Source organism: Streptomyces sp. NPDC012466 (assembly GCF_042955215.1).
Classification (GTDB): domain Bacteria; phylum Actinomycetota; class Actinomycetes; order Streptomycetales; family Streptomycetaceae; genus Streptomyces.
The window spans coordinates 221,874-245,040 of the sequence record NZ_JBIBEQ010000010.1 but is presented as its reverse complement, the minus strand read 5'-3'; the positions used below and the strand labels follow the sequence as shown (position 1 = coordinate 245,040).

General features: G+C 70.5%; 19 protein-coding genes. 18 read left to right on the top strand and 1 reads right to left on the bottom strand.

Annotated features, from left to right (window positions below; translation table 11 throughout):
• The first annotated feature begins 68 nt into the window (after positions 1-68).
• The 13 genes from ACFY9E_RS32520 to ACFY9E_RS32460 all read left to right on the top strand — a co-directional run bounded on the left by ACFY9E_RS32520 (position 69) and on the right by ACFY9E_RS32460 (position 14,262).
• A complete protein-coding gene (locus tag ACFY9E_RS32520) occupies positions 69-1,589 on the top strand; it encodes a UDP-N-acetylmuramoyl-L-alanyl-D-glutamate--2,6-diaminopimelate ligase (RefSeq protein WP_390990094.1) in 1,521 nt (506 codons plus the stop codon).
• A 28-nt stretch (positions 1,590-1,617) separates the two neighbouring features.
• Positions 1,618-3,048, top strand: coding sequence for a UDP-N-acetylmuramoyl-tripeptide--D-alanyl-D-alanine ligase (murF, locus tag ACFY9E_RS32515; protein WP_390990091.1), 1,431 nt, complete (start codon positions 1,618-1,620; stop codon positions 3,046-3,048).
• The gene (gene mraY, locus ACFY9E_RS32510; RefSeq protein WP_037670865.1) at positions 3,048-4,139 is read left to right on the top strand and encodes a phospho-N-acetylmuramoyl-pentapeptide-transferase; all 1,092 of its coding nucleotides are present in this window, start codon (positions 3,048-3,050) and stop codon (positions 4,137-4,139) included. The genes murF and mraY overlap by 1 nt, the downstream gene beginning before the upstream one ends.
• Positions 4,121-5,587, top strand: coding sequence for a UDP-N-acetylmuramoyl-L-alanine--D-glutamate ligase (gene murD, locus ACFY9E_RS32505; RefSeq protein WP_390990089.1), 1,467 nt, complete (start codon positions 4,121-4,123; stop codon positions 5,585-5,587). Before mraY ends, murD begins: the two co-directional genes overlap by 19 nt.
• Positions 5,588-5,722: 135 nt before the next feature.
• Positions 5,723-7,087: a putative lipid II flippase FtsW gene (ftsW, locus tag ACFY9E_RS32500; protein ID WP_390990086.1), complete on the top strand. Its 1,365-nt coding sequence runs from the start codon at positions 5,723-5,725 to the stop codon at positions 7,085-7,087.
• Between the two features lie 6 nt (positions 7,088-7,093).
• Complete coding sequence (murG, locus tag ACFY9E_RS32495) at positions 7,094-8,191, top strand: undecaprenyldiphospho-muramoylpentapeptide beta-N-acetylglucosaminyltransferase (protein WP_390990083.1); 1,098 nt, start codon at positions 7,094-7,096, stop codon at positions 8,189-8,191.
• 26 nt (positions 8,192-8,217) lie between these two features.
• Positions 8,218-9,012, top strand: coding sequence for an FtsQ-type POTRA domain-containing protein (locus ACFY9E_RS32490; protein ID WP_390990081.1), 795 nt, complete (start codon positions 8,218-8,220; stop codon positions 9,010-9,012).
• Between the two features lie 288 nt (positions 9,013-9,300).
• Positions 9,301-10,494 carry a cell division protein FtsZ gene (ftsZ, locus tag ACFY9E_RS32485; protein ID WP_031131993.1) on the top strand — a complete coding sequence of 398 codons (1,194 nt, stop codon included), beginning with the start codon at positions 9,301-9,303 and terminating at the stop codon, positions 10,492-10,494.
• A 10-nt stretch (positions 10,495-10,504) separates the two neighbouring features.
• The gene (gene pgeF / locus ACFY9E_RS32480) at positions 10,505-11,236 is read left to right on the top strand and encodes a peptidoglycan editing factor PgeF (protein ID WP_390990078.1); all 732 of its coding nucleotides are present in this window, start codon (positions 10,505-10,507) and stop codon (positions 11,234-11,236) included.
• 6 nt (positions 11,237-11,242) lie between these two features.
• Positions 11,243-11,962: a YggS family pyridoxal phosphate-dependent enzyme gene (locus ACFY9E_RS32475; RefSeq protein WP_390990076.1), complete on the top strand. Its 720-nt coding sequence runs from the start codon at positions 11,243-11,245 to the stop codon at positions 11,960-11,962.
• A 129-nt stretch (positions 11,963-12,091) separates the two neighbouring features.
• Positions 12,092-12,733 carry a cell division protein SepF gene (locus ACFY9E_RS32470; RefSeq protein ID WP_390990073.1) on the top strand — a complete coding sequence of 214 codons (642 nt, stop codon included), beginning with the start codon at positions 12,092-12,094 and terminating at the stop codon, positions 12,731-12,733.
• A gap of 60 nt (positions 12,734-12,793) precedes the next feature.
• Positions 12,794-13,078, top strand: a complete 285-nt coding sequence (locus tag ACFY9E_RS32465; RefSeq protein ID WP_007448661.1) for a YggT family protein — start codon at positions 12,794-12,796, stop codon at positions 13,076-13,078.
• Positions 13,079-13,131: 53 nt separating this feature from the next.
• Positions 13,132-14,262, top strand: a complete 1,131-nt coding sequence (locus ACFY9E_RS32460; protein WP_390990070.1) for a DivIVA domain-containing protein — start codon at positions 13,132-13,134, stop codon at positions 14,260-14,262.
• 206 nt (positions 14,263-14,468) lie between these two features.
• On the opposite strand, the gene ileS is transcribed toward ACFY9E_RS32460, so the two are convergent.
• Positions 14,469-17,612 carry an isoleucine--tRNA ligase gene (ileS, locus tag ACFY9E_RS32455; RefSeq protein ID WP_390990067.1) on the bottom strand — a complete coding sequence of 1,048 codons (3,144 nt, stop codon included), beginning with the start codon at positions 17,610-17,612 and terminating at the stop codon, positions 14,469-14,471.
• Between the two features lie 602 nt (positions 17,613-18,214).
• Here ileS and ACFY9E_RS32450 point away from each other — a divergent pair.
• From ACFY9E_RS32450 to ACFY9E_RS32430, 5 genes are all read left to right on the top strand, one after another.
• The gene (locus ACFY9E_RS32450; RefSeq protein WP_390990064.1) at positions 18,215-19,285 is read left to right on the top strand and encodes a TraR/DksA C4-type zinc finger protein; all 1,071 of its coding nucleotides are present in this window, start codon (positions 18,215-18,217) and stop codon (positions 19,283-19,285) included.
• 89 nt (positions 19,286-19,374) lie between these two features.
• Complete coding sequence (gene lspA, locus ACFY9E_RS32445; RefSeq protein WP_390990061.1) at positions 19,375-20,019, top strand: signal peptidase II; 645 nt, start codon at positions 19,375-19,377, stop codon at positions 20,017-20,019.
• A gap of 43 nt (positions 20,020-20,062) precedes the next feature.
• On the top strand, positions 20,063-21,007 hold the full coding sequence (locus tag ACFY9E_RS32440) for an RluA family pseudouridine synthase (RefSeq protein WP_390990058.1): 945 nt from the start codon (positions 20,063-20,065) through the stop codon (positions 21,005-21,007).
• Positions 21,004-21,474 carry a GNAT family N-acetyltransferase gene (locus ACFY9E_RS32435; protein ID WP_390990056.1) on the top strand — a complete coding sequence of 157 codons (471 nt, stop codon included), beginning with the start codon at positions 21,004-21,006 and terminating at the stop codon, positions 21,472-21,474. The genes ACFY9E_RS32440 and ACFY9E_RS32435 overlap by 4 nt, the downstream gene beginning before the upstream one ends.
• Positions 21,475-21,569: 95 nt before the next feature.
• The gene (locus ACFY9E_RS32430; protein ID WP_390990053.1) at positions 21,570-23,156 is read left to right on the top strand and encodes a Na+/H+ antiporter; all 1,587 of its coding nucleotides are present in this window, start codon (positions 21,570-21,572) and stop codon (positions 23,154-23,156) included.
• The last annotated feature ends 11 nt before the right edge of the window (positions 23,157-23,167 follow it).

Genomic DNA, 23,167 nt, shown 5'->3' with positions numbered 1-23,167 from the left:
GTACGCCCGGTACGCTCACCGCCGTGCCACACGCTGATCAGTCCCAAACCACCCAGAAGGGCCATCCCGTGACATACCCCGGGCCGCCCAGGCCGGTGCAGGTCTCCGCCACACCCCTCGCGGAACTCGCCGATCAACTGGGTGCTTCCGCGCCGGAGAGCACCCCCGGGGTCACGGGCATCACCCATGACTCCCGTGCCGTGCGCCCCGGCGACCTGTACGCCGCCCTCCCCGGTGCCCGGCTGCACGGCGCCGACTTCGTCAACCAGGCCGCGGGCCTCGGCGCGACCGCCGTGCTGACCGACCCCACCGGCGCCGAGCGCGCCGCCGCGTCCGGTCTGCCGGTCCTGGTCGTCGACGACCCGCGCGGGCGGATGGGCGAGCTGGCCGCCACGATCTACGGCCACCCCGGCCGGGACCTGCTGCAGATCGGCATCACCGGCACCTCCGGCAAGACCACCACCGCCTACCTCGTCGAGGGCGGCCTGAAGACGGTCAGGTCCACCGGCCTGATCGGCACGGTCGAGATGCGCATCGGCGACGAACGCATCAAGTCCGAGCGCACCACCCCCGAGGCCACCGACCTCCAGGCCCTGTTCGCCGTCATGCGCGAACGCGGCGTCGACGCGGTCGCCATGGAGGTCTCCAGCCACGCCCTGGTCCTCGGCCGGGTCGACGGCTGCGTCTTCGACATCGGCGTCTTCACCAACCTCAGCCCGGAGCACATGGAGTTCCACTCCGACATGGAGGACTACTTCCAGGCGAAGGCGCAGCTGTTCACCCCGAAACGGGGCAAGCTCGGCGTGGTCAACGTCGACGACGAGTACGGCCGCAGGCTGGCGAAGGAGGCCACCGTCCCGGTCGTCACCTACTCCGCCGAGGGCCACCCCGACGCCGACTGGCGCGCCGAGGACGTCCAGGTCGGCCGACTGGACTCGACGTTCACCGTCGTCGGCCCCAAGGGCGAGCGGATCGACGCCAAGTCGCCGCTGCCCGGGCCCTTCAACGTGGCCAACACCCTGGCCGCCATCGTCGCCCTCGCCGTCGCCGGCCTCGACCCGCAGGCCGCCGCCGACGGCGTCGCCGCCGTCCCGGGCGTCCCGGGCCGCCTGGAGCGCGTGGACGCCGGGCAGCCCTACCTCGCGGTCGTGGACTACGCGCACAAGACCGACGCCGTCGAGTCGGTGCTGCGCGCCCTGCGCAAGGTCACCGAGGGCAGGCTGCACATCGTCCTCGGCTGCGGCGGCGACCGGGACAAGACCAAGCGCGAACCCATGGGCGCCGCCGCGGCGCGGCTCGCCGACACCGCCACACTGACCTCCGACAACCCCCGCTCCGAGGACCCCCTCGCGATCCTCGCCACGATGCTCCAGGGCGCGGCGTCCGTGCCCGCGCACGAGCGCGGCGAGGTGCAGGTCTTCGAGGACCGGGCCGCCGCGATCGCCGCGGCCGTCGCCCGCGCCGAACCCGGCGACACCGTGCTGGTCGCGGGCAAGGGCCACGAGCAGGGCCAGGACATCGCCGGGGTGGTCCGTCCCTTCGACGACCGCCAGGTGCTCCGCGAAGCCATCCAGAAGACCCAGGGATGAAAATCCAGAAGACCCAGGGGATGAACTTGTGATCGCCCTCTCCCTCGCCGAGATCGCAGAAGTCGTCGGCGGGCAGACGCACGACATACCGGATCCGTCCGTCCAGGTCACCGGGCCGGTCGTTCGGGACTCCCGGGAGGCGGTGCCCGGCAGTCTCTTCGTCGCCTTCGCCGGGGAGCGCGTGGACGGCCACGACTTCGCGGCGACGGTCGTCGAGTCCGGAGCGGTGGCCGTGCTCGGCACCCGGCCGGTCGGCGTGCCCGCGATCGTCGTGGACGACGTCCAGAGCGCGCTCGGCGCCCTCGCGCGGCACGTCGTACGACGTCTCGGTGCCACCCTCGTCGCCCTCACCGGCTCGGCGGGCAAGACCAGCACCAAGGACCTCATCGCGCAGGTGCTCCGGCGCAAGGCCCCGACCGTGTTCACGCCCGGATCGCTCAACAACGAGATCGGGCTGCCGCTGACCGCGCTCAGCGCCACCGAGGAGACCAGGTTCCTCGTCCTGGAGATGGGCGCCCGCGGCATCGGGCACATCCGCTACCTCACCGGCCTGACGCCCCCGAAGGTCGGTCTCGTCCTCAACGTCGGCAGCGCCCACATCGGGGAGTTCGGCGGCCGCGAGCAGATCGCGCAGGCCAAGGGCGAACTCGTCGAGGCCCTGCCGTCCGAGGCCGAGGGCGGCACCGCGATCCTCAACGCGGACGATCCCTACGTACGGGCCATGGCCACCCGTACGAAGGCGAAGGTGCTCCTTTTCGGAGAGTCCGGCGAAGCGGACGTTCGCGCCGAGAACGTGCGACTCACGGACACCGGACAGCCCGCGTTCAGGCTTCACACACCCTCCGGTGCAAGCGATGTGACCATGCGCCTGTACGGTGAGCATCACGTGTCGAACGCGCTCGCCGCGGCCGCCGTCGCCCACGAGTTGGGCATGTCCGCTGACGAGATCGCCGTGGCGCTCTCCGAGGCGGGCTCCCTCTCCCGCTGGCGGATGGAGGTCACCGAGCGCCCGGACGGCGTGACGGTCGTCAACGACGCCTACAACGCGAACCCCGAGTCCATGAAGGCCGCGCTGCGCGCGCTCGTTGCCATCGGCGAGGCCTCACGGGCAAAGGGGGGCCGTACGTGGGCGGTGCTCGGCAAGATGGCCGAGCTCGGGGACGAGGCTCTCGCCGAGCACGACGCGGTCGGACGGCTCGCCGTCCGGCTCAACGTCAGCAAGCTCGTCGCGGTCGGTGGCAGGGAAGCCGCCTGGCTGCAACTGGGCGCATATAACGAGGGTTCGTGGGGTGAGGAGTCGGTGCACGTGTCCGACGCACAGGCGGCGGTCGACCTGTTGCGCAGCGAGCTGCGCCCGGGGGACGTCGTGCTCGTGAAGGCGTCCCGTTCGGTCGGGCTCGAGAGCGTGGCGCAGGCGCTGCTCGAGACCGGTGCCGAGGGTGAGGTTTCCGCCCGATGATGAAGCAGATCCTGTTCGCAGGAGTCATTGGTCTCTTTCTCACGCTGGTCGGCACCCCGCTGCTGATCAAGCTGCTCGCGCGCAAGGGCTACGGCCAGTACATCCGCGACGACGGCCCGCGCGAGCACGCCAGCAAGCGCGGTACGCCGACCATGGGCGGTATCGCCTTCATCCTGGCGACGGTCGCCGCGTACTTCCTGGCCAAGGTGATCACGGGCTACCTGGACCCGGACGTCGACGCGGCGCCGACCTTCTCGGGCCTGCTGGTGCTCGGCCTGATGGTCGGCATGGGCCTGGTCGGCTTCCTCGACGACTACATCAAGATCGTCAAGCGGCGTTCGCTCGGTCTGCGCGCCAAGGCCAAGATGGCCGGCCAGCTGATCGTCGGCATCGGCTTCGCGGTGCTGTCGCTGCAGTTCGCGGACAACCGCGGCAACACCCCGGCCTCCACGAAGCTGTCGTTCATCACGGACTTCGGATGGACGATCGGCCCCGTGCTGTTCGTGGTCTGGGCGCTGTTCATGATCCTGGCGATGTCGAACGGCGTGAACCTCACCGACGGTCTGGACGGTCTCGCCACCGGCGCCTCGGTGCTCGTCTTCGGTGCCTACACCTTCATCGGCGTCTGGCAGTTCCAGGAGTCCTGCGCCAACGCGCAGACCCTGACCAACCCGGGCGCCTGCTACGAGGTGCGGGACCCCCTCGACCTCGCGGTGGTCGCCTCCGCGCTGATGGGCGCCTGCCTCGGCTTCCTGTGGTGGAACACCTCGCCGGCCAAGATCTTCATGGGTGACACCGGTTCGCTGGCGCTCGGCGGTGTGCTCGCCGGCCTCGCGATCTGCTCGCGCACCGAGCTGCTGATGGCCATCCTCGGCGGCCTCTTCGTCCTGATCACCATGTCCGTGGTGATCCAGGTCGGCTCCTTCCGCCTCACCGGAAAGCGTGTCTTCCGGATGGCGCCACTCCAGCACCACTTCGAACTCAAGGGCTGGTCCGAAGTGCTCGTCGTGGTCCGCTTCTGGATCATCCAGGGCATTTGTGTAATCGTCGGACTTGGCCTCTTCTACGCAGGATGGGCAGCGGACAAGTGACCTCCTCGGAGCCCTTCGACTTCCAGGGCAAGCACGTCACCGTCGCCGGACTGGGCGTCTCCGGCGTCCCGGCGGCCAAGGTGCTGCTCGGCCTTGGCGCGCACGTCACGGTCGTCAACGACGGTGCCGACGAGCGCGCGCGGGCGCAGGCGGCCGAGCTGGAGGCGCTCGGGATCACCGTGCGCCTGGGCGACGGCACGGAAGCCGACAGCGGCTCCGCCGCGGGCCTGCCGGAGGGCACCGAGCTGATCGTCACCGCGCCCGGCTGGAAGCCGGACAAGCCGCTGTTCGCAGCGGCGGAGCAGGCGGGCGTGCCGGTCTGGGGCGACGTCGAACTGGCCTGGCGCCTGCGCGGCCCCGACGCCGCCCCCTGGCTCGCCGTCACCGGCACCAACGGCAAGACCACCACGGTGCAGATGCTGGCCTCGATCCTGAAGGCGGCGGGCCTGCGCACGGCCGCCGTCGGCAACATCGGCGTCTCCCTGCTGGACGCGGTCCTCGGCGACGAGCAGTACGACGTGCTGGCCGTGGAGCTCTCCAGCTACCAGCTGCACTGGGCGCCCTCCCTGCGCGCCCACTCGGCCGCCGTGCTGAACCTCGCCCCGGACCACCTCGACTGGCACGGCTCCATGGAGGCCTACGCCGCCGACAAGGGCCGCATCTACGAGGGCAATCGCGTCGCCTGCGTCTACAACGTGGCCGACAAGGCCACCGAGGACCTGGTCCGCGAGGCCGACGTCGAGGAGGGCTGCCGGGCCGTCGGCTTCACCCTCGGCACCCCCGGCCCGTCCCAACTCGGCGTCGTGGAAGGCATCCTGGTCGACCGCGCCTTCGTCGAGAACCGGCAGAAGAACGCCCAGGAGCTCGCCGAGGTCGCCGACGTCCATCCGCCGGCCCCGCACAACATCGCCAACGCCCTCGCCGCCGCGGCGCTCGCCCGCGCCTACGGCGTGCCCGCCAGGGCCGTACGGGACGGCCTGCGGGCGTTCACCCCGGACGCCCACCGCATCGCGCATGTGGCGGACGTGGACGGAGTCGCCTGGGTCGACGACTCCAAGGCCACCAACACGCATGCGGCACAAGCCTCGTTGGCGGCGTACGAGTCGATCGTGTGGATCGCGGGCGGACTCGCGAAGGGCGCGACCTTCGACGAACTGGTCGCCGAGTCGGCGAAGAGGCTGCGGGGTGCCGTGCTGATCGGCGCGGACCGCGCGCTCATCCGGGAAGCCCTCGCGCGACACGCCCCGCAGGTACCCGTCGTCGACCTCGACCGGACCGACACTGGGGCGATGCGCGCGGCGGTTCAGGAGGCGCGGAAACTCGCTCACACGGGCGACACGGTGCTGCTGGCTCCGGCCTGTGCCTCCATGGACATGTTCGCCAACTACAACAAGCGCGGGGACGCTTTCGCGGACGCCGTTCGTGAGCTCGGCTCCGTCGACGGCTGACCCGGGTCCGCCTCGCCCGGCGGCGGCGCCGGGCGTACCTGGGAGGGACGCGTGACACGGATGTGGCTGGTGCCCGAGCGGCCTGGGGGCGTGCACCGCGCGACGTCCCCCTCCGGCACGGCAGGGTGAGCGGCGATGCCCACCAGCCGCACCGGACGGCCCCCGATCCCGCGCGCCCCCAAGCGCCCCGTCGCGCCGCGGAACGCGCGTGAGAACGGCGTCCTCGGCCTCTACACCCGCGCGCGCAAGGGCTGGGACCGGCCGCTGACCGCCTACTACCTGATTCTCGGCGGCAGTGCGCTGATCACCGTGCTGGGGCTGGTGATGGTCTACTCGGCCTCCCAGATCACCGCGCTGCAGATGTCGCTGCCCGGTTCGTACTTCTTCCGCAAGCAGTTGCTCGCCGCGGGCATCGGCACCGTTCTGCTGCTGGCGGCCTCGCGGATGCCGGTGAAGCTGCACCGGGCACTCGCCTATCCCATCCTCGCGGGCGCCGTCTTCCTCATGGCCCTGGTGCAGGTCCCCGGGATAGGGGTGTCGGTCAACGGCAACCAGAACTGGATCGCCCTCGGCGGCTCCTTCCAGATCCAGCCCAGCGAGTTCGGCAAGCTCGCCCTCGTGCTGTGGGGCGCCGACCTGCTCGCCCGCAAGCAGGACAGAAGGCTGCTGAACCAGTGGAAGCACATGCTCGTGCCGCTGGTGCCGGCCGCCTTCATGCTGCTCGGTCTGATCATGATCGGCGGCGACATGGGCACGGCGATCATCCTGACGGCCATCCTGTTCGGCCTGTTGTGGCTGGCCGGCGCCCCCACGCGGCTGTTCGCCGGCGTGCTGTCGATCGCCGCCGTCCTCGGCCTGATCCTCATCAAGACCAGCCCCAACCGCATGGCCCGCCTGCAGTGCCTGGGCGCCACCGAACCCCAGTCGGGGCCCGTCGACTGCTGGCAGGCCGTGCACGGGATCTACGCCCTCGCCTCGGGCGGGATCTTCGGTTCCGGACTGGGTGCGAGTGTGGAGAAATGGGGTCAACTCCCCGAAGCCCACACCGACTTCATCTTCGCCGTCACCGGTGAGGAACTGGGCCTGGCGGGGACGCTGTCGGTACTCGCCCTCTTCGCGGCTCTAGGCTATGCGGGTATCCGCGTGGCCGGACGCACGGAAGATCCGTTCGTGAGGTATGCCGCGGGAGGCGTGACCACCTGGATCACGGCCCAGGCCGTGATCAACATCGGTGCGGTGCTCGGTCTGTTGCCGATCGCCGGCGTCCCCCTCCCGCTGTTCTCCTACGGAGGATCCGCCCTGCTGCCGACCATGTTCGCCATCGGGCTGCTGATCGCCTTCGCGCGTGAGGACCCCGCTGCGCGGATGGCGCTTGCGATGCGGCAACCCCGCTTTGGTAGAAAGCGGGGGGCGGGGGGCACCGGTTCCGGTCGGAGTCCCCGGAGATGGAACACGATGCGACGGCGTGCCTCGGCGGCACGCTCGTCCGGAGAGCGGTGAATTTCGGTGCATGTCGTACTCGCCGGCGGAGGAACCGCGGGCCACATCGAGCCCGCGCTCGCCCTCGCGGACGCCCTGCGCAGGCAGGACCCGAGCGTGGGCATCACGGCCCTGGGCACGGAGCGCGGCCTCGAGACCCGTCTCGTACCCGAGCGCGGGTACGAACTCGCGCTGATCCCCGCCGTTCCGCTGCCGCGCAAGCCCACCCCGGAACTGATCACCGTCCCGGGCCGGCTGCGCGGCACGATCAAGGCGACGGAGCAGATCCTGGAGCGCACCAAGGCGGACGCCGTGGTCGGCTTCGGCGGCTACGTCGCCCTGCCCGGCTACCTCGCGGCCAAGCGCCTGGGCGTGCCGATCGTGATCCACGAGGCCAACGCCCGCCCGGGCCTGGCCAACAAGATCGGCTCGCGGTACGCCAGCCAGGTCGCCGTCTCCACGCCCGACAGCAAGCTGCGGGGCGCCCGTTACATCGGCATCCCGCTGCGCCGCTCCATCGCCACCCTCGACCGGGCCGCCGTACGCCCCGAGGCCCGGGCCGCGTTCGGGCTCGACCCGAACCTGCCCACGCTGCTGGTCACCGGTGGCTCCCAGGGCGCCCGCCGGCTGAACGAGGTCGTCCAGCAGGTCGCGCCCTGGCTCCAGCAGGCCGGAATCCAGATCCTGCACGCGGTCGGCCCGAAGAACGAACTGCCGCAGGTCCAGCAGATGCCGGGGATGCCCCCCTACATCCCGGTAAGTTACCTGGACCGGATGGACCTCGCGTACGCCGCGGCCGACATGATGCTCTGCCGCGCGGGCGCGATGACCGTCGCCGAACTCTCCGCCGTCGGGCTCCCGGCCGCCTACGTCCCGCTGCCCATCGGCAACGGCGAACAGCGGCTCAACGCCCAGCCGGTGGTCAAGGCGGGCGGCGGACTGCTGGTCGACGACGCGGAGCTGACCCCCGAGTGGGTCCAGCAGAACGTCCTGCCCGTGCTCGCCGACCCGCACCGGCTGTACCAGATGTCCCGCGCCGCGGCCGAGTTCGGCCGCCGGGACGCCGACGAGCTGCTCGTCGGCATGGTGTACGAGGCGATCGCCGCCAGCCGTGCACACCGATAGGACTGTATGAAGGAAGGCAGGGGAGCGTGGCCGGATCGACCACCGCCGAGCGCGGTGAACGCCAGCGGGAGTCGTCCGGCCCGCCGCCCCGCCTGCGCTCGAGGCGGGCCAGGATCCGCGCGCTCGTCCTGCTGGGCCTCGCCCTGGTCTTCCTCGGCATCCCGACGGTCTGGCTGTTCTACGGCTCCGACTGGCTGCGCGCGGAGCACGTCTCCGTGTCCGGCACCCGGGTCCTGACACCGGCTCAGGTCGAGGCGGCCGCCGAGGTTCCGCTCGGAAAGCCGCTGATTTCCGTCGACACCGATGCGATCGAGACGCGACTGCGCCGGAAATTGCCCCGAATTGACGCGGTTGACGTGGTCCGTTCCTGGCCCCGGGGAATCGACCTGAAAGTGGTCGAGCGGACTCCGGTTCTGATGGTCCGAAAGGGCGGAAAGTTCGTCGAAGTGGACGACGAGGGTGTCCGTTTCGCCACGGTTTCCGAGGCGCCGAAAGGCGTTCCCGCACTGGAATTGACGCTCTCCCGGTCCAGCTCCGCCGCCGCGAGCCTGCGCCGCTTCGGCGAGTCCCGGCTGCTGCGTGAGGCGGTCGGCGTCGCGCGCGCGGTTCCGGCCGCCGTCACGCGCGACACACGGACCGTCAAGGTCCGTTCCTACGACGACATCTCGCTGGAGTTGAGGGACGGCCGCACGGTGGTCTGGGGAAGCAGTGAGAAGGGCGCCGCGAAGGCCCGTACGCTCACCGCTCTGATGAAAGCCTCGCCCGATGCGCGGTACTTCGATGTGAGTGTCCCCACCGCGCCCGCGTCATCGGGGAGTTGACGCACATACGCGCAGGCCAGCACCCTGGTTGGGCAGTGCTACGGCTGATCACATAGGGTGAAAAGAAAAACGGGAGGTTCGGCGTGTTCGTTGAACGTGCGCCACTTGTCGACTTAGTGTCCTGTTCAGAAGACTCCAAGGAACAGACACACTGGTAACCCTAAACTTCAGGGTTAGGGTTCGGGTCGGCGATACGGACCGTCCCATTCGGCATCAGTCGTCGGGTCGCGGGGCGCAGGGCGTCACGCTGATCCGTCGACACGTAACTCGAGGCGAGAGGCCTTCGACGTGGCAGCACCGCAGAACTACCTCGCAGTCATCAAAGTCATCGGTGTCGGCGGCGGTGGTGTCAATGCCATCAACCGGATGATCGAGGTCGGTCTCAAGGGCGTCGAGTTCATCGCCATCAACACCGACGCGCAAGCTCTGTTGATGAGCGACGCCGACGTCAAGCTGGACGTCGGCCGTGAACTCACCCGCGGACTCGGCGCCGGAGCCAACCCGGCCGTCGGCCGCAAGGCCGCCGAGGACCACCGCGAGGAGATCGAGGAGGTCCTCAAGGGGGCCGACATGGTCTTCGTGACAGCCGGTGAAGGCGGCGGCACCGGCACCGGCGGCGCGCCCGTCGTGGCCAACATCGCCCGCTCGCTCGGCGCCCTCACCATCGGTGTGGTGACGCGCCCGTTCACCTTCGAGGGACGGCGCCGCGCGAACCAGGCGGAGGACGGCATCGCCGAGCTCCGCGAAGAGGTCGACACCCTCATCGTCATCCCGAACGACCGGCTGCTGTCCATCTCGGACCGCCAGGTCTCGGTACTGGACGCCTTCAAGTCGGCCGACCAGGTCCTGCTCTCCGGTGTCCAGGGCATCACCGACCTCATCACCACCCCGGGCCTCATCAACCTCGACTTCGCCGACGTCAAGTCGGTCATGTCGGAGGCCGGCTCGGCCCTGATGGGCATCGGCTCGGCCCGCGGCGACGACCGCGCGGTGGCCGCCGCCGAGATGGCGATCTCCTCGCCGCTGCTGGAGGCGTCCATCGACGGCGCCCGCGGTGTGCTGCTCTCCATCTCCGGTGGCTCCGACCTCGGCCTGTTCGAGATCAACGAGGCCGCCCAGCTGGTGAGCGAGGCCGCCCACCCCGAGGCCAACATCATCTTCGGCGCGGTGATCGACGACGCCCTCGGCGACGAGGTCCGGGTCACCGTGATCGCGGCCGGCTTCGACGGCGGCCAGCCGCCGGCCAAGCGGGACAACGTCCTCGGCTCGTCCTCGGCCAAGCGCGAGGAGCCGGCCCCGGTCCGGCAGACCGAGAGCCGCCCGTCCTTCGGATCACTCGGCAGCGTGACCCCGAAGGAGGACCCGGAGCCCGCGCCGGAGCCGGTCAAGGACATCCCGGTCGCCCCGCCGGTCCCGCCGGCGCCGCGGACCTACTCGGACAGCGCGGCCGAGGAACTGGACGTACCGGACTTCCTCAAGTGATCCTTCAGTCGTGATAGGACAGCGCGAAAGCGCGAGCGGCGCGCACTTCGGCTTCACCGACCGGTGGGGCGGGGTGAGCGCCGCTCCGTATGAGGAGCTCAACCTCGGCGGAGCGGTCGGCGACGATCCGGACGCCGTACGCACCAACCGGGAGCTGGCCGCCAAGACCCTGGGCATCGAGCCGGACCGGGTGGTCTGGATGAACCAGGTGCACGGGGCCGACGTGGCGGTGGTGGACGGACCGTGGGGATCTGCGGCCGCGATTCCGTCGGTCGACGCGATCGTCACCACGCGCCGGGGGCTCGCCCTCGCCGTGCTCACCGCCGACTGCGTGCCGGTGCTGCTCGCCGACCCCGTCGCCGGGGTCGCCGCCGCGGCCCACGCGGGCCGGCCCGGCATGATCGCCGGAGTCGTCCCGGCCGCGCTACGCGCGATGACGGAACTGGGCGCCGAGCCCTCCAGGATCGTCGCCCGCACCGGGCCCACCGTCTGCGGCCGGTGTTACGAGGTGCCCGCGGCGATGCGCGCCGAGGTGTCCGCCATCGAGCCGGCGGCGTACGCCGAGACCAGTTGGGGCACACCGGCGGTCGACGTGAGCGCCGGGGTGCACGCCCAGCTCGAACGGCTCGGGGTGCGCGACCGGGAGCAGTCGCCGGTGTGCACGCTGGAGTCACGCGATCACTTCTCGTACCGCCGCGACCGCACCACCGGTCGGCTCGCGGGTTATGTGTGGCTGGACTGATAGGGCATGACGGACCGTAAGGACGAACTCGCCGCGAATCTGGCGAAGGTGGAACGGCGTATCGCCGACGCGTGCGCCGCCGCGGGGCGATCACGCGACGAGGTGACCCTGATCGTGGTCACCAAGACCTACCCCGCGAGCGATGTGCGGATCCTCGCGGAACTCGGCGTGCGGCATGTCGCCGAGAACCGCGACCAGGACGCGGCCCCCAAGGCCGAGGCCTGCTCGGATCTGCCCCTCACATGGCACTTCGTGGGTCAACTTCAGACCAACAAGGTGCGATCGGTGGTCGGTTACGCGGATTTCGTGCAGTCCGTCGATCGTTCCAAGCTCGTCGCCGCGCTGTCGAAGGAGGCCGTCCGGGCCGGGCGCGAACTGGGGTGCCTGCTCCAGGTCGCACTCGACGCCGGTGAGAGCGGCCGGGGCGAGCGAGGCGGTGTCGGGCCCGGTGGCATCGGGGAGTTGGCAAGCCTCGTGGCCGGCGCGCCCGGGCTCCGGCTCGACGGACTGATGACCGTCGCGCCGCTCACCGGGGAGTACGCGGGACGCGAACGGGCCGCCTTCGAGCGGTTGATGGATTTGTCGACCGACCTGCGCCGGAGTCATCCGACTGCCACCATGGTCTCGGCAGGGATGAGTACGGACCTCGAACAGGCCGTGGCGGCCGGAGCGACACATGTGCGCGTCGGCAGCGCGGTACTCGGAGTCCGCCCCAGGCTCGGGTAACGTCGCCAAGAAGTCGGACCACAGCAGAAAATATGGTCATTGCCGCCGATAGGCGGATTCAAGGACCACGTGGATCGCGGGCACTTGGCAGTCGTCAGCCGATCCACCACAGAGCGGAGGACTCAGAGCATGGCCGGCGCGATGCGCAAGATGGCGGTCTACCTCGGCCTCGTGGAGGACGATGGGTACGACGGCCGCGGATTCGACCCCGACGACGACTTCGAACCCGAGCTGGACCCGGAGCCCGAGCGGGACCACCGACGGCACGAGCCGTCCCATCAGCCGCACGTCTCACATCAGCCCCAAAGGGACGAAGAGGTACGAGTCGTACAGCCGCCCGCGCCTCGCGAACCGGTCGCCCGTTCCGCTTCGCTCCCCGCGGAATCCAGCCGCCCGGCGCGCATCGCGCCCGTGGCATCCATCACACAAGAACGCGCAAGTCTGGAGAAGAACGCACCGGTGATCATGCCCAAGGTCGTGTCGGAACGAGAGCCTTACCGGATCACCACGCTTCACCCGCGGACCTACAACGAGGCCCGTACCATCGGGGAACACTTCCGTGAAGGCACCCCGGTGATCATGAATCTGACTGAGATGGATGACACAGATGCGAAGCGACTTGTCGACTTTGCGGCCGGTTTGGTGTTTGGTCTTCACGGCAGTATCGAGCGGGTGACGCAGAAGGTGTTCCTGTTGTCGCCTGCTAACGTCGATGTCACGGCGGAGGACAAGGCCCGCATCGCAGAGGGCGGGTTCTTCAACCAGAGCTGAGACGCACCACCGGAAACAGCAGTACCGAGCAGGGCACAGGGGAGAGGGAAGCAAGAGGTCATGAGCGTGGTTTTGGATGTCGTCTACATCGCGCTGATGTGCTTCCTCATCGTGCTCATCTTCCGGTTGGTCATGGACTATGTCTTCCAGTTCGCCCGCTCATGGCAACCCGGCAAGGCGATGGTGGTCGTTCTGGAGGCCACCTACACTGTCACTGATCCACCGCTCAAGCTTCTGCGGCGGTTCATTCCGCCGCTGCGTCTCGGGGGCGTGGCGCTCGACCTGTCCTTCTTCGTACTGATGATCATCGTCTACATCCTGATCTCGATCGTGAGCCGGCTGTGAGCGATGTGAACTACGGTCTTGCCGAATGCCGACGACTACGTTGAGGTGAAGAGATGCCGTTGACCCCCGAGGACGTGCGGAACAAGCAGTTCACGACCGTCCGCCTCCGAGAAGGCTATGACGAGGACGAGGTCGATGCCTTCCTCGATGAGGTCGAAGCCGAACTGACCCGCCTGCTCCGCGAGAACGAGGACCTGCGCGCCAAACTGGCCGCGGCCACGCGCGCTGCTGCGCAGAACCAGCAGAACATGCGCAAGCCGCCGGAGCAGCAGGATCAGCAGCAGCAACAGCAGCAGCAGCAGCAGGGCATGCGAGGTCCCGGTGGCCCCGTACCCGCCGGCATATCGGGCCCGCCGCAGCAGCAGATGGGTGGCCCCATGGGTGGTCCGCCCCAGCTGCCGAGCGGTGCCCCGCAGCTGCCCGCCGGCCCCGGCGGTCAGGGTGGACCCCAGGGTCCCGGTCCGATGGGCCAGGGTCCGGGTCCGATGGGCCAGCCCCCGATGCAGCAGCAGATGGGCGGCCCGATGGGCGGCCCCGGCCCCATGGGCGGTCCGATGGGCGGCCCCGGTCAGCAGGGTCCCGGTGGCGACAGCGCCGCTCGTGTCCTCTCGCTGGCCCAGCAGACCGCCGACCAGGCGATCGCGGAGGCCCGTTCCGAGGCCAACAAGATCGTCGGCGAGGCCCGTTCGCGTGCCGAGGGTCTGGAGCGTGACGCCCGTGCCAAGGCGGACGCCCTGGAGCGGGACGCGCAGGAGAAGCACCGCGTCGCGATGGGCTCCCTGGAGTCCGCCCGCGCCACGCTGGAGCGCAAGGTCGAGGACCTGCGCGGCTTCGAGCGCGAGTACCGCACGCGCCTGAAGTCGTACCTGGAGTCGCAGCTGCGTCAGCTGGAGACCCAGGCCGACGACTCGCTGGCTCCGCCGCGTACTCCGGCGACCGCGTCCCTCCCGCCGTCCCCGGCGCCTTCCATGGCTCCGGCCGGCGCGAGCGCCCCGTCCTACGGTGGCGGCAACCAGACGATGGGCGGCGGCCCCTCGCCGTCCGGTCCGTCCTACGGCGGTCAGCAGCAGATGTCGCCGGCGATGACCCAGCCGATGGCGCCGGTGCGTCCGCAGGGCCCGTCCCCGATGGGTCAGGCGCCCTCGCCGATGCGGGGCTTCCTGATCGACGAGGACGACAACTGACGGCCTGATGGCCAGTAGTACGGCATAGACGTCGGCAGCGTTCAGGGCGAGGCCCCGGGTTTCCACCCGGGGCCTCGCCCTTTTGCCACGCGCGTTCGTGTCTGCGACATCGCGTTCGTGCGTACACACTCGCGTGCGTGCGCACGCAACGCCGAAGGCCCGGAACCACCAAGATCTTTGGCGGGTCCGGGCCTTCGGCGTGAGCGTTACGCCTTGCGCAGACGGAACGTCAGGGACAGACCTTCGTCGGTGAAGGGCTCGCCGTAGGTGCCGTCCGCCTCGCCGCCGGCGAAGTCGGTGGCGAGGACCTCGTCGGCGATCAGGCCGGCGTGGTCGGTGAGGGCCTCTGCCGTCGCCTGGTCCGTGGCCGTCCAGCGCAGCGCGATGCGGTCGGCCACGTCGAGGCCGCTGTTCTTGCGGGCCTCCTGGATCAGGCGGATCGCGTCACGGGCCAGACCCGCACGGCGCAGCTCCTCCGTGATCTCCAGGTCCAGGGCGACCGTCGCCCCCGCGTCGGACGCCACCGACCAGCCCTCGCGCGGGGTCTCCGTGATGATGACCTCGTCGGGGGCCAGCGCGATGGTCTCGCCGTCGACCTCGACCGACGCAGTGCCCTCGCGCAGGGCCAGGGACAGGGCGGCCGCGTCCGCGCCGGCAACGGCCTTGGCCACGTCCTGGACGCGCTTGCCGAACCGCTTGCCCAGCGCACGGAAGTTGGCCTTCGCCGTGGTGTCGACCAGGCTGCCGCCGACCTCGCTCAGCGTCGCCAGGGACTCGACGTTGAGCTCCTCCGTGATCTGCGTGCGCAGTTCGGGGTCCAGCGCGTCGAAGCCCGTCGCCGCGATCAGCGCGCGGGACAGCGGCTGACGCGTCTTGACGCCCGACTCCGCGCGCGTGGCACGGCCGAGCTCCACCAGCCGGCGCACCAGCACCATCTGCTTCGACAGCTCCGGGTCGATGGCGCCGAGGTCCGCCTCCGGCCAGGACGACAGGTGGACGGACTCCGGGGCGCCCGGCGTGACCGGGACGATCAGGTCCTGCCACACCCGCTCGGTGATGAACGGGGTCAGCGGCGACATCAGCTGCGTGACCGTCTCGACGACCTCGTGCAGCGTGCGCAGCGCCGCCTTGTCGCCCTGCCAGAAGCGGCGACGGGAGCGGCGCACGTACCAGTTGGACAGGTCGTCGACGAACGCGGACAGCAGCTTGCCGGCGCGCTGGGTGTCGTAGGCGTCCAGTGCCTTGGTGACCTGGTCGGTGAGTGCGTGCAGTTCGGACAGCAGCCAGCGGTCCAGGACCGGGCGGTCGGCCGGGGCCGGGTCGGCCTCGGACGGGGCCCAGCCCGTCGTACGGGCGTAGAGGGCCTGGAAGGCGACCGTGTTCCAGTACGTCAGGAGCGTCTTGCGGACGACCTCCTGGATCGTGCCGTGGCCCACGCGGCGGGCTGCCCACGGGGAGCCGCCGGCCGCCATGAACCAGCGGACCGCGTCGGCGCCGTGCCGGTCCATGAGCGGGATCGGCTCCAGGGTGTTGCCCAGGTGCTTGGACATCTTGCGGCCGTCCTCGGCCAGGATGTGACCGAGGCAGACGACGTTCTCGTACGACGACTTGTCGAAGACGAGCGTGCCGACCGCCATCAGCGTGTAGAACCAGCCGCGGGTCTGGTCGATGGCCTCGCAGATGAACTGCGCCGGGTAGCGGGCCTCGAACAGTTCCTTGTTCTTGTACGGGTAACCCCACTGCGCGAACGGCATCGAGCCCGAGTCGTACCAGGCGTCGATGACCTCGGGCACGCGCGTGGCCGTCTTCCCGCAGCCGTCCTGCGGGCAGGCGAAGGTGACCTCGTCGATGAACGGGCGGTGCGGGTCCAGGCCCGACCGGTCGGTGCCGGTCAGCTCCGTCAGCTCGCCGCGGGAGCCGACGCAGGTGAGGTGGTCGTCCTCACAGCGCCAGATGGGCAGCGGGGTGCCCCAGTAGCGGTTGCGGGACAGCGCCCAGTCGATGTTGTTGTTCAGCCAGTCGCCGTACCGGCCGTGCTTGACGGTGTCCGGGAACCAGTTGGTGCCCTCGTTCTCCGCGAGGAGACGCTCCTTGAGCGCCGTGGTGCGGATGTACCAGGAGGGCTGCGCGTAGTAGAGCAGCGCGGTGTGGCAGCGCCAGCAGTGCGGGTAGCTGTGCTCGTACGGGATGTGCTTGAAGAGCAGGCCGCGGTTGTCGAGGTCCTCGGTGAGCTTCTCGTCGGCCTTCTTGAAGAAGACGCCGCCGACGAGGGGGACGTCCTCCTCGAAGGTGCCGTCCGGGCGGACCGGGTTCACGACCGGCAGACCGTAGGCGCGGCAGACCTTGAGGTCGTCCTCACCGAAGGCGGGGGACTGGTGGACCAGACCCGTGCCGTCCTCGGTGGTGACGTACTCGGCGTTGACCACGAAGTGGGCCTCGGCCGGGAACTCCACCAGCTCGAAGGGGCGCTGGTACGTCCAGCGCTCCATCTCGGCGCCGGTGAAGGTCTGACCGGTCACCTCCCAGCCCTCGCCGAGGGCCTTGGCGAGGAGCGGCTCGGCGACGACGAGCTTCTCCTCGCCGTTGGCGGCGACGACGTAGGTGACCTCGGGGTGGGCGGCGACGGCGGTGTTGGACACCAGGGTCCACGGGGTCGTCGTCCACACCAGGAGCGCGGCCTCACCGGCGAGCGGGCCGGAGGTGAGGGGGAAGCGGACGAAGACCGACGGGTCGACGACCGTCTCGTAGCCCTGCGCCAGCTCGTGGTCCGACAGGCCCGTGCCGCAGCGGGGGCACCAGGGGGCCACGCGGTGGTCCTGGACCAGCAGGCCCTTGTTGAAGATCTCCTTCAGGGACCACCAGACCGACTCGATGTACTCGGGGTCCATCGTGCGGTAGGGGTCCTGGAGGTCGGTCCAGTAGCCCATGCGGGTCGTGAGCTCTTCGAAGGCGTCCGTGTGCCGGGTCACCGACTCGCGGCACTTCTCGTTGAACTCCGCGATGCCGTACGCCTCGATGTCCTGCTTTCCGGAGAAGCCGAGCTCCTTCTCGACGGCGAGCTCCACGGGGAGGCCGTGGCAGTCCCAGCCGGCCTTGCGGGCCACGTGGTAGCCGCGCATGGTGCGGAAGCGGGGGAAGACGTCCTTGAAGACGCGGGCCTCGATGTGGTGGGCACCGGGCATGCCGTTGGCGGTGGGCGGGCCCTCGTAGAACACCCATTCGGGGCGGCCCTCGGACTGCTCCAGGCTCTTGGCGAAGATCTTCTGCTCGCGCCAGAAGTCGAGCACGGCGTGCTCGAGGGCGGGCAGGTCGACCTGGGCGGGCACCTGGCGGTACGTCGGCGATGTCATGAGCGGGCTTCCTCCGGCGGACTTGCTGCCTTCCGTCCGGAGGGACGAGAGCTAGGTCTGCCTGCGCCGCCTTCGGCGCGCTCCCGCGGTACCACCCTCCTTGACCCTCCGGCACGGGGTGTGCGCCGGTGAGCCCCCTCATTGGGGTCGCGATGCCGGGTCTACTGGCCCTGGGGGCGTTCTTCCGGCGGCTCCGGGGTGATCTTCGCGTCGCGCTCGCCCCCGGGCTTCCACCGTCCCCGGGTCGCTCTGGGCTGCGTACGCCGCTACTCGTCCCCATCCACGCTTTTCGCTCCGCCCAGTGTACGGCGCCGCGCGGACAGCGGCCGACCCGTTTTCGGGGCTGCTGGGAGTGGGGGGCCGAGTGGGGTGCGAAATGGGTTTGATGACCCGAATGGCGCGGTATGGGTGTTCGGATCCTGGGACGACCGGCTCGGCGGATTACCGGGCGGGGAGCTGGGCACAACGGATGCAGGTTCGCCGCGCGGCGTGCGCGAGGCGGGCGAATCGGGCGGTGTGCCCCGTTGCCGCGGGACTCGAGTCGATTTATCGTCCCAGCACGATTCGCGAGCAAGATCAGAATATGTGAAGGGGCCGCGGCCATGGTGGCGAAGAAGACCGCCGTACAGCAGCCGGCGTCCGGCAGGTCCGCGGAGGCCTCCGGCGGTGCGGCCAAGGATGTGGGCGGGAAGAAGTCCGCGCAGGGGGACCCGGCGGGGCGTGCGGCGAAGGAGGGCGGGGGGACGAGGGCGGCCGGGAGGAAGGTGACGGCCGAGAAGGCCGTGGCCGGGGAAGGCGCCGGCAGGCAGGCCGTGGTGAAGAAGACGGCGACCAAGAAGGCGACCAGGACGGCAGGGGCCGGATCGGCGGTGGCCAGGAAGGCCGCGGCCGAGGCACCGGCGCCCGGGGCGCCGGCCGAGAAGGCGGCTGTGAAGAAGGCGACGGCCAAGAGGACCGCCCCGGCCGAGAAGGCCGCGGCCAGGAAGAAGCCGGCGGGCGCGAAGGCGGCCGCCGGGAAGACCGCCGCCAAGAAGGCCCCGGCCGACAAGGCGTCCGGCCCCAAGAGCACCACCACGAAGAGCGCGGCCGGGAAGGGCGCTGCCCCGACCGGCGCGGTCACACAGGACACGGCCGCGAGCAGCACGGCCACGAAGGCGGGTGCGGCCGAGGCCGCGCAGCAGACGGGAGCGACGACGGTGGTTGCGAAGAAGACTCCTGGCACGGCCACGGCGGCGAAGACCGCCGTTCCGAAGGCACGGGTGGCCGCGGCGGAGCCCGGTGAGCTCGCGGTACGCCCGGGCGAGGACCCCTGGACGGAGGAGGAGGTCGAGGAGGCGCGGTCCGAGCTGACGTCCGAGGAGACCCGGCTGCGGGAGGAGATCACGTCGTCGGAGCGGTCGCTCGCCGGACTGATGCGGGACTCCGGGGACGGCGCGGGCGACGACCAGGCGGACACCGGCACCAAGAACATCACCCGCGAGCACGAGCTGGCCCTGGCCGCCAACGCGCGCGAGATGCTCCTCCAGACCGAGCGCGCCCTGGAACGCCTGCACGCGGGTACCTACGGCCTGTGCGAGAACTGCGGCAATGCCATCGGCAAGGCCCGCATGCAGGCCTTCCCCCGGGCCACGCTGTGCGTGGAGTGCAAGCAGAAGCAGGAGCGCCGTTACTGACCTGCCGCCGAATGCCTCCTGAGCACGTGCGACGTACGGGGTGTGCCGTACCCTCGTCCTCAGTCAGGCACCTAGGTTGAGGGACTCACGTGGCAGAGGCGGAGCGCATCATCGGTACGCCGGACACACCGGACGCGGCCGGCGGCGGCAAGGAGCGGCCCGGCTCCGAGGGCACCCCGGCCGGCGAGTCCGGCACCGGTCCGGCGGCCGGTGCCGACCAGCCGGAGACCGGCGCCGGGCAGACCCGGGGCAGGCGCCGGATCGCGGTGCTGTTCGCCGTCGCCGCGTTCGCGTACGCCCTCGACCTGATCAGCAAGATGATCGTGGTGGCCAAGCTGGAGCACCACCCGCCCATCGAGATCGTCGGGGACTGGCTGAAGTTCGAGGCGATCCGCAACGCGGGCGCGGCCTTCGGCTTCGGCGAGGCCTTCACCGTGATCTTCACGATGATCGCGGCGGCGGTGATCGTGGTGATCGCCCGCCTGGCCCGCAAGCTCTACAGCCTGCCCTGGGCGATCGCGCTGGGCCTGCTGCTCGGCGGGGCGCTGGGCAACCTCACCGACCGGATCTTCAGGGCGCCGGGCGTCTTCGAGGGCGCGGTCGTGGACTTCATCGCGCCCAAGCACTTCGCCGTCTTCAACCTGGCCGACTCGGCGATCGTGTGCGGCGGCATCCTGATCGTTCTGCTGTCGTTCAAGGGCCTCGACCCGGACGGAACCGTCCACAAGGACTGAGCGCGCGTGCAGCCCTGCCGGAGCCGTCCGGCATACTCGACGGGTGAGCACGATTCCCGAGATCCGAACCCTGCCCGTGCCCGACGGCCTGGAGGGCGAGCGTGTCGACGCCGCCATCTCCCGCATGTTCGGCTTCTCCCGTACCAAGGCGGCCGAGCTCGCCGCCGCGGGAAAGGTCACGGTCGACGGGTCGGTGGTCGGCAAGTCGGAGCGCGTGCACGGCGGCGCCTGGCTGGAGGTCGAGATGCCGCAGGCGCCCGCGCCGGTGCAGGTCGTGGCCGAGCCGGTCGAGGGCATGGAGATCGTGCACGACGACGATGACGTGGTCGTGATCGTCAAGCCGGTCGGCGTGGCCGCGCACCCGTCGCCGGGCTGGAGCGGGCCGACCGTCATCGGGGGCCTCGCCGCCGCCGGGTACCGGATCTCCACCTCCGGCGCCGCCGAGCGCCAGGGCATCGTGCACCGGCTCGACGTGGGCACATCGGGGCTGATGGTGGTCGCCAAGTCGGAGTACGCGTACACCTCGCTGAAGCGCCAGTTCAAGGAGCGCACGGTCGACAAGCGCTACCACACGCTCGTCCAGGGCCACCCCGACCCGACCAGCGGCACCATCGACGCGCCCATCGGCCGGCACCCGCAGCACGACTACAAGTGGGCCGTCACCGCCGAGGGCAAGCCGTCCGTCACGCACTACGACCTCATCGAGGCGTTCCGCGCGGCCTCGCTGCTCGACGTGAAGCTGGAGACCGGCCGCACGCACCAGATCCGCGTCCACATGGCCGCGCACCGGCACCCCTGCGTGGGTGACCTCACCTACGGCGCCGACCCGACGCTCGCCAAGCGCCTCGGGCTGACCCGCCAGTGGCTGCACGCGGTGCGGCTCGGCTTCGAGCACCCCGGGGACGGGCAGTGGGCGGAGTTCTCCTGCGACTACCCGGAGGACCTGCACAAGGCCCTGGAGCAGGTCCGCGAGGAGACGTACGCGTGAGCACCGCCCCGTACGTGGTGCGGGTCGTCCAGGACCCGGCGGACCGGGAGGCGTGCTTCGCGGTGCGCAAGGAGGTCTTCGTCGGCGAGCAGGGCGTGCCGGAGGACATCGAGTACGACGCGTACGACGCCGGCGCGGTGCATGTGCTGGCGGTCCGCGAGGACGGTGTGCCGCTCGGGACGGGGCGGCTGCTGCACGGGGCGGCGGCCGTCGCGCAGACCGGCGCCGACCCGTCCGTGGGCTCCCTCGGCCGGCTCGCCGTCACGGGCTCCGCGCGCGGGCTCGGCGTCGGTGCCGCCCTGGTGCGGGCCATCGAGGACGCGGCACGCGCGCGGGGGCTCACGGCCGTGGATCTGCACGCCCAGACGCACGCGCTGGGCTTCTACGAGCGGCTCGGCTATGTGCCCTACGGGCCGGAGTACCTGGAGGCGGGCATTCCGCACCAGGGGATGCGGCGTTCCCTTTAGCCCCTCGTGGTGGGTGCCGAAACGGTTTGTCCCTGGAGTTGCGTGGCAGGCTTGAGGTCAGTCGTGTGAACATTTGACCTCCCGGAGCGCTGACCGTGGATCAGTTGGCCCTGCTGTTCGTGCTGTTGCTCGGGGCCGTGATCAGTGTCCCCGTGGGCGACCGGTTCGCGGTACCCGCGCCGGTGCTGATGACGCTGCTGGGCATAGTTCTCGCGCTGCTCCCGTTCGTACCGAACGTCGAGATCCCGCCGGACCTGATCCTGCCGCTGCTGTTGCCGCCCCTGCTGTACGCCGCCGTGCGGCGCACGTCCTGGCGGCAGTTCGCGGCGAACAAGAGGCCGATCTTCCTGCTGGCCGTGGCGCTGGTGTTCGTCACCATGGCCTGCGTGGCCGCCGTGGCCGACGCGATCGTGCCGGGGCTGCCGCTCGCCGCGGCGTTCGCGCTGGGCGCGCTGGTGGCGCCGCCCGACCCGGTCGCCGCGACCGCCGTCGCCGGGCAACTGGGGCTGCCGCGCCGGCTGGTGTCGATCCTGGAGGGCGAGGGGCTGTTCAACGACGTGACGGCCATCGTCCTCTACCACGTGGCGATCGCCGCCGCCGTCAGCGGGACGTTCTCACCCTGGAAGGCCGGGCTCGACCTGGTGCTGTCGGCCGTGGTGGCGGTGGCCGTGGGCCTCGCCCTCGGCTGGGGGGCGAACAAGCTGATGGACGTGCTCGACGACGCGACCCTGCAGATCGGGCTGACCCTGCTGGTGCCCTACGCCGCGTACGTCATGGCCGAGGAACTGCACGGCTCGGGCGTGCTCGCCGTGCTCACCACCGCTCTGTTCCTCGCGGAGTACGGCTCGGACGCCGACGACGTCATGACGCGGCTGGCCGGGCACACGTTCTGGAACATCGTCGACACGCTCGTCACCGGCGTCGCGTTCGGGCTGGTCGGGCTGGAGCTGCACAACGCCATCCGCACGGCCTCCGGGCGGTGGGGCGAGCTGCTCTGGTGGGCGGCGGTGGTGGTGGGCGTCGTGGTGTTCGCACGGCTGCTGTGGCTGCTGCCCGCGACCTGGCTGACCAAGCGGCTGCACGCGCGGCGGGACTACGACGAGGACATCCCGGTGAGCTGGCGCGAGACCGTGGTGATGTGGTGGTCGGGGATGCGCGGGGTGGCCTCGGTCGCGCTGGTGCTGGCGATCCCGCTGGAGACCGACGCGGGCGCGCCGTTCCCCAGCCGGGACGAGATCATCTTCATCGCGTTCGGCGTGATCATGGCGACGCTGGTGCTCCAGGGACTCACCTTGCCGTGGCTGGTGCGGCGGCTCGGTGTGAAGGCCGACACGGACCAGGAGAAGGAGTTCGCGAAGGCGCTGGCGATCCGGGCGGCCAAGGCGGCGAAGGACAGACTGCGGGAGATCGAGGGGAACGAGGAACTGCCGGAGGAACTGTCCGAGCAGATGCTGCGGCGTGCCTACGACATCGGGGTGCGGATCAGTCCCGAACTGGCGGAGGACGAGCGGCGCGAGGCGCACCGGGAGAGGACCCGGCGGGTGAAGCGGGTCCGGCGCATCCAGCAGGAGATGCTGAGTGCGGCGCGGCACGAGGTGCTCGCGGCGCGCAGTGAGCCGGGGGCCGACCCCGAGGTGGTGGACCGGGTGCTGCGGCACCTCGACGTCCGCAGCCTGCGGTGAGCCGTGGCCGC

Bases quoted from the DNA above. Each gene is read 5' to 3' on its own strand.
- mraY (WP_037670865.1), top strand. From the start codon at position 3,048: ATGAAGCAGATCCTGTTCGCAGGAGTCATTGGTCTCTTTCTCACGCTG.
- murD (WP_390990089.1), top strand. From the start codon at position 4,121: ATGGGCAGCGGACAAGTGACCTCCTCGGAGCCCTTCGACTTCCAGGGC.
- ftsW (WP_390990086.1), top strand. From the start codon at position 5,723: ATGCCCACCAGCCGCACCGGACGGCCCCCGATCCCGCGCGCCCCCAAG.
- ACFY9E_RS32475 (WP_390990076.1), top strand. From the start codon at position 11,243: ATGACGGACCGTAAGGACGAACTCGCCGCGAATCTGGCGAAGGTGGAA.
- ACFY9E_RS32470 (WP_390990073.1), top strand. From the start codon at position 12,092: ATGGCCGGCGCGATGCGCAAGATGGCGGTCTACCTCGGCCTCGTGGAG.
- ACFY9E_RS32465 (WP_007448661.1), top strand. From the start codon at position 12,794: ATGAGCGTGGTTTTGGATGTCGTCTACATCGCGCTGATGTGCTTCCTC.
- ACFY9E_RS32460 (WP_390990070.1), top strand. From the start codon at position 13,132: ATGCCGTTGACCCCCGAGGACGTGCGGAACAAGCAGTTCACGACCGTC.
- ileS (WP_390990067.1), bottom strand. From the start codon at position 17,612: ATGACATCGCCGACGTACCGCCAGGTGCCCGCCCAGGTCGACCTGCCC.
- ACFY9E_RS32450 (WP_390990064.1), top strand. From the start codon at position 18,215: ATGGTGGCGAAGAAGACCGCCGTACAGCAGCCGGCGTCCGGCAGGTCC.